This is a genomic window from Pseudonocardia sp. TRM90224 (assembly GCF_021245725.1).
GTDB lineage: Bacteria > Actinomycetota > Actinomycetes > Mycobacteriales > Pseudonocardiaceae > Pseudonocardia.
This window is the reverse complement of the sequence record NZ_JAJGSX010000054.1, coordinates 36,261-50,073: the sequence shown is the minus strand read 5'-3', so window position 1 is coordinate 50,073 and position 13,813 is coordinate 36,261. Positions and strand designations below refer to the sequence as shown.

The 13,813-nt window shown below is 69.9% G+C and carries 17 protein-coding genes; 7 read left to right on the top strand and 10 right to left on the bottom strand.

Translation table 11 applies throughout. From position 1 onward, the window contains the following. Window positions 1-53: 53 nt before the first annotated feature. From LL648_RS39175 to LL648_RS39160, 4 genes are all read right to left on the bottom strand, one after another. On the bottom strand, window positions 54-581 hold the full coding sequence (locus LL648_RS39175; RefSeq protein ID WP_232668025.1) for a hypothetical protein: 528 nt from the start codon (window positions 579-581) through the stop codon (window positions 54-56). A 106-nt stretch (window positions 582-687) separates the two neighbouring features. After that, the gene (locus tag LL648_RS39170) at window positions 688-1,092 is read right to left on the bottom strand and encodes a VOC family protein (RefSeq protein WP_232668024.1); all 405 of its coding nucleotides are present in this window, start codon (window positions 1,090-1,092) and stop codon (window positions 688-690) included. A gap of 24 nt (window positions 1,093-1,116) precedes the next feature. Further along, entirely contained in the window at window positions 1,117-1,797 is a 681-nt protein-coding gene (locus LL648_RS39165) for an SRPBCC family protein (RefSeq protein ID WP_232668023.1), read from the bottom strand. Beyond that, window positions 1,794-2,393, bottom strand: a complete 600-nt coding sequence (locus tag LL648_RS39160; RefSeq protein ID WP_232668022.1) for an ArsR/SmtB family transcription factor — start codon at window positions 2,391-2,393, stop codon at window positions 1,794-1,796. The genes LL648_RS39165 and LL648_RS39160 overlap by 4 nt, the downstream gene beginning before the upstream one ends. A 159-nt stretch (window positions 2,394-2,552) precedes the next feature. Between LL648_RS39160 and mscL the strand changes: the two genes are divergently transcribed. Continuing rightward, entirely contained in the window at window positions 2,553-2,960 is a 408-nt protein-coding gene (gene mscL / locus LL648_RS39155; protein ID WP_232668021.1) for a large conductance mechanosensitive channel protein MscL, read from the top strand. A gap of 6 nt (window positions 2,961-2,966) precedes the next feature. Here mscL and LL648_RS39150 read toward each other — a convergent pair whose 3' ends face one another. Next, window positions 2,967-4,055 (bottom strand): ABC transporter substrate-binding protein, encoded by a 1,089-nt coding sequence (locus tag LL648_RS39150; protein WP_232668020.1) that lies wholly within the window; start codon window positions 4,053-4,055, stop codon window positions 2,967-2,969. A 126-nt stretch (window positions 4,056-4,181) separates the two neighbouring features. Then, window positions 4,182-4,838: a VC0807 family protein gene (locus tag LL648_RS39145; protein ID WP_232668019.1), complete on the bottom strand. Its 657-nt coding sequence runs from the start codon at window positions 4,836-4,838 to the stop codon at window positions 4,182-4,184. A 109-nt stretch (window positions 4,839-4,947) separates the two neighbouring features. Here LL648_RS39145 and LL648_RS39140 point away from each other — a divergent pair, with 109 nt between their 5' ends. Both LL648_RS39140 and LL648_RS39135 read left to right on the top strand, forming a co-directional pair. Continuing rightward, window positions 4,948-6,243, top strand: coding sequence for a sensor histidine kinase (locus LL648_RS39140; RefSeq protein WP_232668018.1), 1,296 nt, complete (start codon window positions 4,948-4,950; stop codon window positions 6,241-6,243). Next, entirely contained in the window at window positions 6,195-6,842 is a 648-nt protein-coding gene (locus tag LL648_RS39135) for a response regulator transcription factor (RefSeq protein WP_232668017.1), read from the top strand. Before LL648_RS39140 ends, LL648_RS39135 begins: the two co-directional genes overlap by 49 nt. Here LL648_RS39135 and LL648_RS39130 read toward each other — a convergent pair. Together LL648_RS39130 and LL648_RS39125 are read right to left on the bottom strand one after the other, a co-directional pair. Next, window positions 6,824-7,759 carry a TIGR03619 family F420-dependent LLM class oxidoreductase gene (locus LL648_RS39130; RefSeq protein WP_232668016.1) on the bottom strand — a complete coding sequence of 312 codons (936 nt, stop codon included), beginning with the start codon at window positions 7,757-7,759 and terminating at the stop codon, window positions 6,824-6,826. The two genes, LL648_RS39135 and LL648_RS39130, sit on opposite strands and share 19 nt — an antisense overlap. Window positions 7,760-7,935: 176 nt before the next feature. Beyond that, window positions 7,936-8,823, bottom strand: a complete 888-nt coding sequence (locus LL648_RS39125) for a PhzF family phenazine biosynthesis protein (protein WP_232668015.1) — start codon at window positions 8,821-8,823, stop codon at window positions 7,936-7,938. Window positions 8,824-8,930: 107 nt separating this feature from the next. On the opposite strand from LL648_RS39125, the gene LL648_RS39120 reads away from it, so the two are divergent. Further along, complete coding sequence (locus LL648_RS39120; protein WP_308190450.1) at window positions 8,931-9,884, top strand: CehA/McbA family metallohydrolase; 954 nt, start codon at window positions 8,931-8,933, stop codon at window positions 9,882-9,884. A gap of 101 nt (window positions 9,885-9,985) precedes the next feature. Next, window positions 9,986-10,993: an RNA polymerase subunit sigma-70 gene (locus tag LL648_RS39115; protein WP_232668014.1), complete on the top strand. Its 1,008-nt coding sequence runs from the start codon at window positions 9,986-9,988 to the stop codon at window positions 10,991-10,993. A gap of 16 nt (window positions 10,994-11,009) precedes the next feature. Here LL648_RS39115 and LL648_RS39110 read toward each other — a convergent pair whose 3' ends face one another. Together LL648_RS39110 and LL648_RS39105 are read right to left on the bottom strand one after the other, a co-directional pair. Further along, window positions 11,010-11,597 carry a dihydrofolate reductase family protein gene (locus tag LL648_RS39110; protein WP_232668013.1) on the bottom strand — a complete coding sequence of 196 codons (588 nt, stop codon included), beginning with the start codon at window positions 11,595-11,597 and terminating at the stop codon, window positions 11,010-11,012. An 87-nt stretch (window positions 11,598-11,684) separates the two neighbouring features. Next, a complete protein-coding gene (locus LL648_RS39105) occupies window positions 11,685-12,254 on the bottom strand; it encodes an adenylate kinase (protein ID WP_232668012.1) in 570 nt (189 codons plus the stop codon). Between the two features lie 58 nt (window positions 12,255-12,312). Here LL648_RS39105 and LL648_RS39100 point away from each other — a divergent pair, with 58 nt between their 5' ends. Together LL648_RS39100 and LL648_RS39095 are read left to right on the top strand one after the other, a co-directional pair. Beyond that, the gene (locus LL648_RS39100) at window positions 12,313-13,134 is read left to right on the top strand and encodes a helix-turn-helix domain-containing protein (protein WP_232668027.1); all 822 of its coding nucleotides are present in this window, start codon (window positions 12,313-12,315) and stop codon (window positions 13,132-13,134) included. A 65-nt stretch (window positions 13,135-13,199) separates the two neighbouring features. After that, window positions 13,200-13,778 (top strand): dihydrofolate reductase family protein, encoded by a 579-nt coding sequence (locus tag LL648_RS39095; RefSeq protein WP_232668011.1) that lies wholly within the window; start codon window positions 13,200-13,202, stop codon window positions 13,776-13,778. The last annotated feature ends 35 nt before the right edge of the window (window positions 13,779-13,813 follow it).

Sequence of the window (13,813 nt, the reverse complement as noted above, 5' to 3'; positions counted from 1 at the left end):
GATCAAACCAGAGCCCGATCCGGCCCGTCGATCACTATCCGATCATCGGTCGCTCAGATGCGCCGCAACGCGTGCCGTCCGCCGCTGAAGTGTCGGATGGCGGCGTCCAGCTCGAGCAGTCGGCGCGGTGTAGTGCTGATCCCGCAAGCGAACGGGGCGCCGCCGAACCTCCGCATGGAGCGCCGGATCCGGCGCAGCGCCGCCGTGTTCCCGCCCGCCAGCGCGTCCGGGTCGTGGACGTGCACGAACAGCCCGCCGAAGGCGATCCCGGTCGAGCCCTTGCGGATCACGGTGACCCGTTCCCACGGCACCGTGACCTGCTCGGACGTCGTGTGCAGCCAGAGCCGCAGCCCGGCGGGCGTCACCCGCGGTGGGTGTCGCAGGGTCGGGATCAGCAGGATCAGGACCCACCCCTGAGTCGCCAGCCCGATGTCCTGAGCGACGTACGTCATGATTCGCAACATGTCGGGACCGCCGTCCGAGCCGGTGGCGAGCTGCGCGAGCGCGTCGTTCGTCACCGCGTACAGCAGGACCTGGATCGGCAGCAGCGTCGAGATCACGTAGACGGGCCATCTCCGCATCGGGGCCACGTACTCGGTGGCCGGCCGTGCGGTCTCGTGCTGAACGTGCCCGGTGCGTTCCACGACGGGGATGACCCGCCGCGGCCCGCTCCGGTTGGGGCGGCGTTCAGCTCTCGAAGATGAGCTGCCACGAGACGCCGTACCGGTCCTCGGTGAAGCCGAACGGTCCGCCGAACCCGTAGTCGTCGAGCGGCATGTGGGCCCGACCGCCCTCGGACAGCGCCGCCCACAGCTTGTCCAGCTCCTCGCGCGACCCGCAGCGCACGAAAAGTGAGACTCCAGGGGTGAAGTCCCATTCGTGCTGGACCGGGCTGTCGAAGAGCCGGACCTGCCGGCCGGCGATCCGGATCACCCCTGTGCGGATCTTGCCTTCCGGGCCCTGGCCGGGCTCGAAACGCTCGATCAGCACGATCTCACCGTCGTCGAACAGGCTCGTGTAGAACTGCATGGCCTCCTCGGCCTCGCCGTTCTGGTACATCAGAAAGGGGGACAGCTTCTCCAGCTCAGGCATTTCCTCGTTCTCCGTTTCGATCGTTCAGTTGTCGCGTGACGTGTGGTTGGCGGTCGTGGCCAGCCAGCCCGACCAGGTCGCGCCGATCTGCTCCGGGTCGGCACCCGGGCCGTAGTCGTGGTGCCCGACGGCGAGGGGCATTCCGAGTTTCGAGCGTTCGTGGAAGCGCACGAGTGCGTTCCCGGTGCGGATCCCGAGGTAGTGGTCGTTGCGCAGGTCGACGACACCGGCACCGATGGGCAGCCGCACGGTCTCGCCGACGGCCGGATCGCCCAGCGTGTCCAGCAGCTTCACCCAGACGTCCCTCCCGGGCGGTGCCTCCGCCGAGCCGTACACGCTGCTGCGGCCCGGGAAGTGCTTCAGGTACTCGCCCAGCGTGAACAGGTACAGGTCCCAGCCGTGCCCGGTCATCGACTCGTACTCGTCGCCCCACTCGTCGTCGAGCACTCCGCTGTGGACGAACCGCAGCACGGTCGTGGCGCCGCTGCCGGCCTCCACGATGTATTCGAACGCGTGGGTGCCGGCTGTGATCTCCAATCGGCGGCCTTCCCCCTCGGTGGCCGCCTTGACCAGGGTGTCGGCGCTTTCGTCGTCGAGGCTCATGAACCAGGCCGCCTGGCCTTCCGGCGTCGCGATGGCCTGCCACACCTGTTCGGGAGCGGCTGGCAGCACCACCTCCCGGCGCACTTCGAACTTGCGACTCATTCGTCCTCCTCCGTCACGGTGGGATGCAGCGCGACGACGATCCGGTGGGTGCGGCCGCCCGGCTCGTCCGGCACGTGGAACCGGGCGACCAGCTCGCGGACCGACTCGCCGAGCGCGCCGACGAACTCGGCACGGTCGGCCGCGCTGGCGAACCGGATCTCCCCGTCGATCGCGAAGGTCGCGATCCGGCGTCGGCCGGCCTTCGTGATCAGCCGACCCACGTCCTGCAGCAGTCGCGCTGCCACCGCGAGCAGCCACTGAGCCGACAGCTTGTCGGGCTGTCGCGCAGGGTCGGGCGCGACCATCGCCCAGGACAGCGGCGAGATCACGTAGGAACCTGCCGTCGCGCGGACCACCCGTTCGATCATGTTGCCCTTGCGTCGTTCCTCGACCAGCTCCACGAGCCCGTGTCGCTCCAACGCGCGGAGGTGGTGGTTGGTGTTCTGCCGGCTCATGCCCAGTCCGGCGGCGAGCGACGCCGCCGAGCCCGGCTCCCGCAGCGCCGCGAGGAGTCGGGCGCGCACGGGGTCGATCGCCACCGCGGCCGTCGCCGCGTCCTCGATGACCGCGACACCGCCGCCTTCGTGATCCGTCATGGCAGCGACCGTGCCACCGAAAGTAAGTGCTGTCAAGAAAGTGCACACGATCCGGACAGAGTGGGCTCACGCCAGCGTGTGGGCCCGAGGAGGTGGGTGAGCAGTGGCATGCAGTCGGCAGTAGCGTGCCGCCCGCGTCGGATCATCGGGAGGGCAAGCATGCTGCGAGGCTTCAAGGACTTCGTCCTACGCGGGAACGTGGTCGACCTGTCGGTCGCGGTGGTGATCGGCGCCGCGTTCGGGCTGGTCGTCAGCGCGTTCACGGACAAGATCGTCAAACCGCTGGTGAACGCGGTGACCCCGCCCGAAACGCCGGCCCTCGGCGTGCGGATCGTGCCGGGGAAGGAGTCGACCTACATCGACTTCGCCGGCCTGATCACCGTCGCGTTGAACTTCGTGATCGTCGCTGTCGTCGTCTACTTCCTCATCGTGTTGCCGCTCAACCGGCTCAAGGAGCGTCGCAAGTCCGGCGAGGAGCCAGGCCCGGCCGAGCCGACGGAGGTCGAGCTGCTCAAGGAGATCCGCGATCTGCTCCGCCTGCAGGCTGGGGCGGACCGGAACGACTGACCGACCTCAGCCGGCGTGGAGGACCCGGAATCGATCGGGATCGGCAGGATCCCGATCTGCGACCTGGACCGCCGGCCACGCCCACTGGTGGACACCCATGCCAGGCGGCCGGGTGAACCGGATCCGACCGCGGGTGCCCTGGACCTCGATGTGCTCCCAGGCCGCGGCGATGCGCCCCCGATCGGTGCCGTGGGTACGGAGCACGTCGGCGAGGACGGTGACCGTGTCGTAGCCCTCGAAGGCGACGAAGGACGGCGTTGTCGTCAGCCGCTCGTGAAGGGCCTCCTCGACCTGTCGACCGAGTGGGCCGAGCTGCTCGGGCAGGTAGCGCAGGAACGGGATCCCGGTTCCGTCGGTGCTCAGCAGCTTCGCCCATCCGGCGAGCTCCGGTTGTCCGGCGGGAGCACCGATCAAGATGTCGACCAGGCGCTTGTCGTGGCGGACGGCCTCGACGATCGGCACTGCCGGCTCGGGGTGCCCGACCAGGAGGAGCAGGGCCGTCGCACGGTTGTCGACCAGCTCGTCGCAAAGCTGCTCGCGGGTGCGTGTGGCCGCGTCGAGCTCGATGACGGTGCCACCACGTGCTGCGAGGTGATCGCGCAGGATGCCGGTCCCGGACGCCCAGTAGACGCTCGGCTGGGTCGCCACGGCGACGCGCCGGTGGCCCGCGCCGAGCAGGAAATCGGCGTAGATCCGCCAGCCGTGCGACTGCGCCGGGGCGAGCCGGGCGACCCACTCCGTCGGCTCCTCGGTGAGCGCGTCGAGCACCGCCGAGGAGCAGAGGAACGGCAGGCCGAGCGCGTCGGCCCTGGTGGCAGCGGCGCGGGCGACGACACTGTGGTACTCGCCGGCCAACGCGGCCACGCCGAGGCCGGCCAACTCGTCGACCGCCGCCGCGGCGCGCTGCGGATCGGCTGCGGTGTCCCTGACGACCAGCTCGAGCGGTCGCCCGTCGATCCCGCCGGCATCGTTAACCTCGCGGGCGGCGAGCTCCATCCCGGCGAGCAGGTGCTGGCCGGCCTCGACCCAACCGGGCGGGGTCAACGGGGCGAGGACGCCGATCTGGACGGCTGAATCGTCTGGTCGGGTGTTCATGCTCTGATCTCCTGGCCGGCTTTCGGTTGCGGCTGACCTCGCTCAGCCGGTGGTGTCGTCACACGATTCATACCCCGCCGTGAGGTCGCCGCCAGACGAGTTGCGCAACGCTACGACGGGCCGCTGTCAGCGGGCTGTCGACGGCAGTCCCGTGCTGCGGGCCAAGTGGCGCCCGGCGATGGCCTTGCCGAGCATGTTGGCGCCGACGATCGTCACGACGATGAGGGCGACGCTCGCGATTGGCACGACGTCGATCGGCAGGGTGTATGCGAGCACGACGCGCAGGGCGGAGTCGAGCAGGAACCCGATCCCCCACATTGCCGTCACCAGGCGGATGCCGCGGCGGAACCGCTCGTCGTGCTGCCAGGCCTCGCGCCAGGCGGCCGCGGTACCGGGCCCGAGGAACGGAGCGGCCGCGGTGAGCAGCACGGGGCTGCGACTCAGCGACCACAGGAAACCGATGCCGATCACGGCCGTGCCCCAGCTCTCGCGGGCGAGGAGCGCTCGTGGGTCGCCCTCCACCAGTGAGACTGCTGTGCCGACGACCATCGAGAAGAGCACGAACACGGCGAGGCGGTCGAGGTGGTTGCTCGTGATGAGCCGATGGCCGATCGCGACGAGGGGGGCGATGCCGCTGACGACTAGCGCGGCCCATTGGTCGACCCCGAGCGAGCGCAGGCCGTAGAAGAGCGCCAGCGGCACGATCACGGTGGGCAGCTGGATGCGGATGAGCCGCACGATGGCCTGGAGGTGCGGGTGCTGTGTCAATGCGGGTGTGGGCATGTGCGCAACGCTACGAACGGCGGGGCCGCCGGATAATCCACTCAGGTACACGGCAAGAGTGCACTTTTCTCCACCTCCGCAGCCGGCCCCGAGAGTCCAGAATGGTCGGGTGAACGCGCGACGAGCCGGCCAGGTGCTGCGCCGGCAGTCCCAGGGCGCCCGCCTGGGGCTGGAGCTCTTGGCCGGGGCGGTGGTCGGGGTGCTGTCCGGCGCGCTGATCCTGGTCGGCGCGTTGGGCATCCTGGTCGGGTTCGTCACCCCGTTCGTCTCGATGGCGCAGGGAGCACGCCAACTGCCCGAGCACTACCGACGCATGATGGTGGCCTGGACCGGCATCGCGATCGACACGCCGTATCGGCCGGCGCCGCAGCCGCTGGTGCCCAACGACGAGGGCCGCTACCGGCTCGGCAGGCGGCTGTTCACCTCCTATGAGATGGCTGCGCAGATCCAGCAGGCCGGCCACTTGCTGCGCGACCCGGCCACGTGGCGCGACCTGCTGTGGCTGGTGGTCGTGCAGCCCCTGGCGACCGCCGTGCTGATCGGCGCGCCGATGGCGGTCGGGCTCAGCGGGCTCCTGGCGGTTACCGGGCCGCTGCTGTCGAGTTGGCCGTGGTGGACGCCCGCGGTGGGAGTACCTCTCGTCGCGGCCTACCTGTCCATCACCTGGTGGGCGCTGCGCGTGCACGGGCGGGTCGGCGCCTTGCTGCTGCGTCCGACGTCGAAGGCCAGGCTCACCCGCCGCGTGCAGGAGCTCGCCGCCACCCGGGCGCATGCCACCGACGCCGGCGCCGCCGAGCTGAGCCGCATCGAGCGCGATCTGCACGACGGAGCGCAGGCGCGGATCGTGGCGGTCGGGATCACCCTGCGCACGGCGGAGCGGCTGTTCGAGAGCGACCCGGCCACGGCCAAGGAGCTCGTGGCCGAGGCGAGGACGACCGCCGCGTCGGCATTGCGCGAGCTGCGCGCACTCGTGCGCGGCATCCACCCGCCGGTCCTCGCCGAGCGTGGGCTCGCCGACGCCGTGCGTGCCCTCGCGCTCGACGCCCCGTTGGAGAGCACGGTGCATGCCGAGCTCGATGGGGAGCCCGAACCACCGCTTGCCGCTGCCGTCTACTTCGCTGTTGCGGAGGTGGTCACCAACTCCGTGAAGCACGCCCGCGCCCAGCACCTGCGGATCGAGCTCGCCCACCGCGATCGCGTATTGCGTGCCGCCGTTAGCGACGACGGTGTGGGCGGGGCGTCCCCGGTCGCCGGCTCAGGGCTCGACGGCGTCCGCCGCCGGCTCGCTACGTTCGACGGCAAGCTGGTGATCGACAGCCCGGCCGGCGGCCCAACGGTTGTGACGATGGAGGTGCCGTGCGCGTTGTCCTGGCGGAAGACCTCTATCTCCTTCGGTCCGGCCTGAACCGCCTGCTGGGCTCCTACGGCTTCGACGTGGTCGCCGACGTCGAGTCCGGACCGCAGCTGCTGGATGCGTTGCTGCAGTACCGGCCTGACGTCGCCGTCGTCGATGTGCGGCTGCCGCCCTCGTTCACCGACGAGGGCCTGCGCGCCGCGCTCGCCGCGCGGCGTGAGGTCCCGGGACTGCCGGTGCTCGTGCTCTCCCAGCACGTCGAGCAGCTCTACGCGCGCGAACTGCTCGCCGACGGCACCGGCGGGGTCGGCTACCTGCTCAAGGATCGTGTCTTCGACGACGACCACTTCGTCGACGCCGTTCGTCGGGTGGCGGACGGCGGCACCGCGATGGATCCGGAGGTGATCGCCGGACTCGTCACCGGCGGCTCCCGTCGCGCTCCGCTCGCGCAGCTCACACCGCGGGAACGGGAAGTGCTGGAAGTGATGGCGCAGGGCCGGTCCAATGCCGCGATCAGCACGCAGCTGCACCTCTCGAGCAGCGCGGTCACGAAGTACATCGCGTCGATCTTCGGCAAGCTCGATCTGCCGCCGTCCGACGACGACAACCGTCGTGTGCTCGCGGTGCTCGCCTACCTGCGCGGCTCCTGACCGCCGGCAGCGGTGAGCTTCAGGTCAGCGGCGAGGTCCTCCAGCAGTTCGGCTTGGCGGTCCGGATGAACCCCGACGAGGTTCAAGGTGATGTGCATTTCATCGACGCCGGCCGTGTCAGCCTTCGCAGCGTCGGTCAACACCGCATCGGTGAACGCCTCCGCGGAGATGTCGGCATCCGCGAAGGGCTGGATGGTGTTGAGCACGACGGTTCCGGTGCCACCGGCGTTGCGGTAGCAGCTGACCTGTCCGGGGATCTCAGCCCAGTTCTGCGGATGCGCGACGGTGACGAATCCGTCGCCGATCCGCGCTGCGCGCTCGATCGTGCTGGGCAGCAGCGCGCCGATCAACAACGGAATGGTGCCGTTGTAGGGCTTCGGCCCGACGGTCGAGCGCGGTATCACATAGTGGGTGCCCTCGAACTGCACCGGGTCCGGAGCCCAGCACGCGCGCATTGCGGCGAGGTGCTCGACGAATCCCGCACCGCGCCGGCTCATCGGCACGCCCGCCGCACGGAACTCCTCGGGGATGGCGAACCCGGTCTCGGCGGAGCGGCTGCCGCCGCCCTGCCCGACCCCCGCGTCGACCCGGCCGTGGGAGAGCTGGTCGAGGGTGGCGAGCCGGCGCGCGAGCAGGATCGGCGACTGGAAGATCGCGTTCACGACCCCCGTAGCCAGCCGTACCCGCCGGGTGTGCGCCGCAGCCCAGGTGAGCAGTTCGAGCGGGTCGAACACGTGCGACTCGGGCAGCTTCGCGTCGTTGACCCAGTCCTCCCTGACCGGCATGAGCAGCCGCTCGGTCACGGAGACCGCGTGGAATCCGAGCCGCTCAGCGGCCTTTGCCACCGTGACCACACCCTCCGGTCCGGCGTGCGGGCCGAAATGCGGCAGGCTGACACCGATGCGCGGGTAGCTCATCCCTCTTCTTCCTCTCCGTGGCGAAACGTCCCTTCGCCATCCGGTCGGAGACCCGCCGGGGAACTTGCCGACCGCGCGATGTGACGCTGACCACAGCGAGCATCGGGGTATCCGGATGATCGCAGTCCTCAGGCGAAGCCGGATCGTGCTGCCGGCCCAAGCGATCTGGCGGACCGCTACAGGTGCAAGGTGCCGGACATCGACACCACGCCGGATCCGGCGAGTCGGACGTGCTCGCCCTCGATCGTGACGCTGAGCCGGCTGGGCCGCCCCATGTGGTGCCCCTGCTCGATGATCGACGTACCGCTCGGCGCAAGTCCGGCGCGCACCAGCAGCGCGACGAGCGGTCCTGCCGCCGTGCCCGTCGCGGGATCTTCGACGATGCCCATCGTCGGGTTGAAGAAGCGCGTGTAGGCGACGGCCCCGCCGGGGGCGTCGAGGCTGTAGACGTAGGCGCCTTCGCCGCCGACGGCTCGTAGTGCGGTTGCGAGCCGTGCGGTGTCGGGGCGGGCGCGGTCGACGGCGGCGCGGTCGAGCAGAGGCACCATGAGGTGTCCGGCGCCGGTGTCGACGACCTGGGCGGGCAGGTCGCCGCGTACGTCGTCGGCTGCGAGGCCGAGGCTGGCCGCGAGTTCGTCCCGGTCGTGCGGGACGCCCAGGAAGCGGGGCGGCTCCTGCTCCATCACGACGGTGATCGGCTCGCCCGGCTCGTTCAGCACGGTGAGCGGCAGCGCTCGACCGGCGATCTCCTGGACGAACGACGTCGACGGTCCATGCAGGTCGAGCCGGCCGGCGAGGGCCAGCCACAGCCAGGCGCCCATCGCGTTGTGCCCGGCCCCGCCCACTTCGTGCCCGGCCGGGGTGAACGAGCGCAGCCGCCGGTCGGCACCCGGGAGCGTCGGCGCGACGAGGAACGTGGTCTCGGCCTGGTTGAACTCGCTCGCGATGGCTCGCATGCGGTCGTCGCCGAGCGCGTCCGCGTCCGGGACGACGGGGAGCGGGTTGCCGGTCAGCGGTTCCGCAGCGAACACGTCGATCATGTGGAAGGCGATGTCCGTCGGCACGGCGACCACGCTACGTCGGTCGTGGCAACGCACACGGCCAGCCCTGTGCAAGGCTGCGGTTCATCTCGGCGCTCGCCGATCGGTCGACCGTTGGGGAGCTGAGTTCTGTGCCCGGTTGGTTCCGCGGTGACAGCCACGTGCACACCGGACGGTCCGAGGGTGCTGAACTCACGGTCGAGGAGGCCGTGGACGCCGCACGGCGATCAGGTCTGCACTTCATCGCGACCACGGAGCACAACACCGTCGATGGGCACACCCGATTGGACCGGCCACGCCGACGAGCTGATGGTGATCCTCGGCCAGGAGGTCACCACCCGAACCGGGCACTGGCTGGCACTGGGTCTCGAACCGGGACAACTGATCGACTGGAAGTACGGCGTACGCGACGCCCGGCTCGAGGTCGGCTCGATCGAGTTCGCGCTGCTGGCGGGTTGTGCGTTGCGGCGCACCCACACGCCCCCTACCTCCGCGGCCAGCTCGGATATCCGTTCGAGCTGTTCGACGCGGTCGAGGTATGGAACGGCAGGTGGACCTCGAGCGTGGCGTGGCAGGCCGACAACGAGGCAGCTTTGGCCGAGTGGGGGCGCGGGCTGGCCGCGGGCGTCGCGGCCGGGCGGTGGCTGCCCGCGGTGGGCAACAGCGACGCCCACCTGCGGGGCCAGCTCGGCAGCCCGCAGACGGTGGTGCTGGCTGACGAGCTCACTACGGCCGCGGTGCTCGCCGGACTGCGCGCGGGCAGGAGTTGGATCGCCGCGTCCCGGGACGTCGAGTTGACCCTCACCGCCTCCGCCGGAGCACGGGTGGCGGGCATCGGTGAGGTGCTGAACGCCGAAGAAGCCGTGGTAGCGGCGTCGGTGCGCGGCGTGGGATCGGGATGCGTCAGCTTCCACACCGAACAGGGGCGAATCCACTCGGCGACGCTTCCGCCCGACGGCGCCGCCGAGGTGATCTGGCACGTCCGGGCGTCCGACGCAGGGTTCGTCCGAGTTGAAATCCGGGACGGCGGCGGCGTGATGGCGGCGATGACCAATCCGGTGCAGCTGAGAAGCTCGGTCGGCTGATTCCGCCGGTCCCGGACGGCGTCGGCGGCCGCACCGATCAGAAACTCTCTGCCACGTCGTCAGTTCGGGTAGCCCTCGCCCCGGTGGAAGGATCGACGACCATGACCGACGCCAGGCCGCTCGGATTCGACGAGGCCACGTTCATCGCGGCGGTCCGCTCAGGCGATACGGCGCGTTTCGCCCTCATGACGGAGCGCCACCGACGTGAGCTGCAGGTGCACTGCTACCGGATGCTCGCGAACTACGAGGACGCCCAGGACATGACGCAGGAGACGTTCCTGCGAGCGTGGAACAAGCGGGAGTCGTTCAAGGGCCACGCCGCTCTGCGGACCTGGCTGTACCGGATCGCCACGAACGCCTGCCTCGACTTCCTGGAGAAGCGCAACGACCGCACACCCGCGCAGTCCGAGCTGCCGGGCCCCGGCTCCGAGGTGCTGTACCTGCAGCCGTATCCCGACCGGATGCTCCCCGAGGATCCTCAGGAATCGGTGGTGGCGCGGGAGACGATCGAGCTGGCGTTCATCGTCGCCGTCCAGCACCTGCCGCCGCGGCAGCGGGCGGTGCTCGTCCTGCGCGACGTCCTCGGTTGGCCCGCGTCGAAGGCCGCCGACGCCCTCGAGCTGACCGTCGCATCGGTGACCAGCGCGCTGCAGCGGGCTCGGGCGACGATGCGCGAGCAGCTGCCCGATCGCCGCCTCGACTGGCGAAGCCCCGCCACCCACGAGCTGTCGGACGACGAGCGCGGCGTGGTGAGGTCGTACATCGACGCCCATGAGCGCAACGACCTCGACGGGCTGGTGTCCCTCCTGCGCGACGATCTGCGCTTCGTGATGCTGCCCGAGTCGGGCACCTCGAGCATCACGGCCGAGGACGCGGTGGACGGGTGGGTCGCGGGTGGGCTCTTCCAGCGCGGCTACGACGACTGGCGCTGCATCACCACCACGCTCAACCGCATGCCGGCCGCCGCGCTGTACCGCCGCACCCCCGATGCCCCGGAGTACCGGTTGTTCACCATCGCGGTCCTGCACATCGTCGACGGAAGGATCGCCGAGCTCACCGGGTTCGACGCCAGAGACAAGCCATGGCTGGGTCTGCCCCCGACGCTGTGATCACCCGCCGTCGTCCTCATCGCCTCGTCTCGTACCGGGTCAGCAGCTCGCCGCCGGGGAACGTCTGCGTCTCCACCAGGCGCAGGTTCACCCAGTTGTCCATTGCCGTGAAGAACGGTGTGCCGCCACCCACCAGGACCGGCGCGGTGACCAGCACGTACTCGTCGATCAGCCCGGCCCGCATGGCGGCCCCGGCGAGCGTTGCCCCACCGATGCTCATCGGGCCGCCGTCTTCGGCCTTGAGCCGGGTGATCTCGGCGACCGCATCGCCGGTGACCACGCGGGTGTTCCAGTCGACCTCGTCGATCGTCGAGGAGAACACGACCTTCGGCGTGTCCCGCCAGTTCCGCGCGAACTCGATCTCCGCCGGGGTGACGCCGGGCTGCTGGTCGCCGGTCGGCCAGTAGGAGCTCATCGTCTTCCACAGCTTGCGTCCGTACAGCGTCAGCTCGTTCGCCTGCTCGTAGCCGAGCCACCACTCGAACAGCTCGTCGCTCGGCCCACCGTGCGCGCCGGAGTCCCCGCCGCCCCAGCCGATGTCGTCGCCGGTCGCGGCGATGTAGCCGTCCAAGGTCACGTTCATGCCGAAGATCAGTTTCCGCATCTTGCCTGCCTCCTGTGAGTCGATCTCACACATACAGACGGGCGCAGCGCGGAAAACTGATCTGTGTGCGATCTGCCTCCGCGGCCGTCACCTCGGACCGGGGAGCAGGCCGGTGCGGCGAAGCCAGTCGTCCAGCTGTCGGGGCGACGTGAACCGGCGCACCTCCGGGCCGGCCGGGTTGCTGCTCCAGGCCCGCATGCGAGCTCGTTTGCGCTGGAAGGACCGGAAATGCCACAGCACGATCGAATCCCGGGCGAACAGCGTTCGGACTGTCTCCCGGTTGCCGTTGCAGACCGTGCGCCGGCTCACCAGCCGCGCCAGGGTGCGGCGGATCAGCCGGGACAGCGACAACCACCGTGGATAGTCGAGGGCGACGATCAGCTCGGCCCTGGCCAGCGGGATCTCCCGCCACTTGCCGTAAGCAGTGTCGAGAATCCATTTCTCGCCGGCGCAGATCTCTTCGATGCGTCGCCGCTGCTCGTCGACCGGCACGACGACCCAGTTCGATTCCCAGGTCAAATCGTCCACCGAATGCCAGGGCAGCCCGGTCAACTCGCCCATCCGTCGGGCCAACGTGGTCTTCCCGGAGCCGGTGACGCCGTAGACGAGGACCCGGGAAACTTGGCGTTGCCCCTGATCCTGCGCGCCGGATGTCATCAGCGCGACAGTAGTCGGGCCCGTCGGCGATGCTAGGCGCGTGGAGTACGTGTCCAGAGTGCCGCGGCCGCCGCTGGACGGGCTGATCGACGACCTCTACTACTTGGAGGGTGCGTCGCCGTACGCCTGGCTGACGCTGCCGCCGGCACCGTCGGCGCTGCTCATCGTCAACCTCGGGGCGCCGTTCCGCATCCGCGCCGGCGCCGACGTCGAGACAGCCGAGTACGCCGACGGCTGCGTGGTCACCATGCCCACCCGCGCGATGGACTTCAGCTACCCCCTCCGGACCAGGTCCGTCGGCGTGCACCTCAAACCGTGGGGGCTGGCGCCGTTCATGCCGATGCCCGCGGCCGAGCTGCGGGACCGGCCGGTCACGGTGGAGCAGGTTTGGGGCCGGGCCGCCGTTGCCGAGCTGCAAGACCGGCTGGCCACGGCGGCCGGACCGCACGAGATGCTGACGCTGCTCGAGGAGGAGCTGAGGCGACGGCTGCGCGAGACCGCCGGTCTGGGGCTGGTCCGCCATACGAGCAGCGTCATCGCGGCGGCCAGCGGGGCGGTGACGATCGGCGACCTGAGCGTGGCGGCCGGTGTCAGCAGCACCCATTTGGCACAGCGGTTCAAGGAGCTCGTCGGCATCACACCGAAGCGGCTGGCCCGCACCTACCGCTTCGCCGCCACCGTGTTCGCGATCAACCCCGCCGGACCGATCGACTGGGGCGACCTCGCCGGTGGCGCAGGCTATTTCGACCAGGCCCACTTCGGCCACGAGTTCCGGGAGTTCACGGGGCTCACACCGACCCGTTACATCGAAGTCCGGCGGCGGTTCCTCCGCGAGAATCCCGGCCACGTGCTGGACGGCTGGCCGCTGCCGTCCGATTGATTTCTTACAAGAGTGACGACCCACGACACGTTAATTTGGGGCACCCAAAAGTAGAGGAGAGCCCTGTGGGCAAGGTGGTCATGTACAGCTCGGTGTCGGTGGACGGCTTCGTCGCGGACGAGAAGGATCAGCCCGGACCACTGTTCGACTGGTTGACCAGTGGTGACGTCCTGTTGGACGAGAGCGGCGCGCTCAAGGTGTCGCAGATGTCCTACCACTACACGCGGTCGTACTGGGACCAGATCGGGGTGACGGTCGCCGGCCGCCACGTCTTCGACCTGACGGACGGCTGGGACGGGAAGCCTCCGGCCGGGATCGACCACGTGGTCGTCGTGACGCACCGGCCGGCGCCCGAAGGCTGGAACCCCGAGCCACCGTTCCACTTCGTCGACGGCGTCGAGGCAGCCGTGGCCAAGGCGCAGGAGCTCGCGGGTGACCGCATCGTCGAGATCGCCGCCGGCGACGTCGGTGGCCAGGCGCTGGCCGCAGGCCTGGTCGACGAGGTGCGCATGGACGTCGTGCCCGTCGTGTTCGGGTCAGGAAAACGCTACTTCGGATCGGTCGACGCGCAGCATCTCTTGGAGGATCCCGACGTGATCCAGGGCGACCGGGTGCTGCACCTGCGCTACCAGGTGCGCCGCTGAACGGTGACTCGGGGTCGGGTCTCCGGCTGCGCATC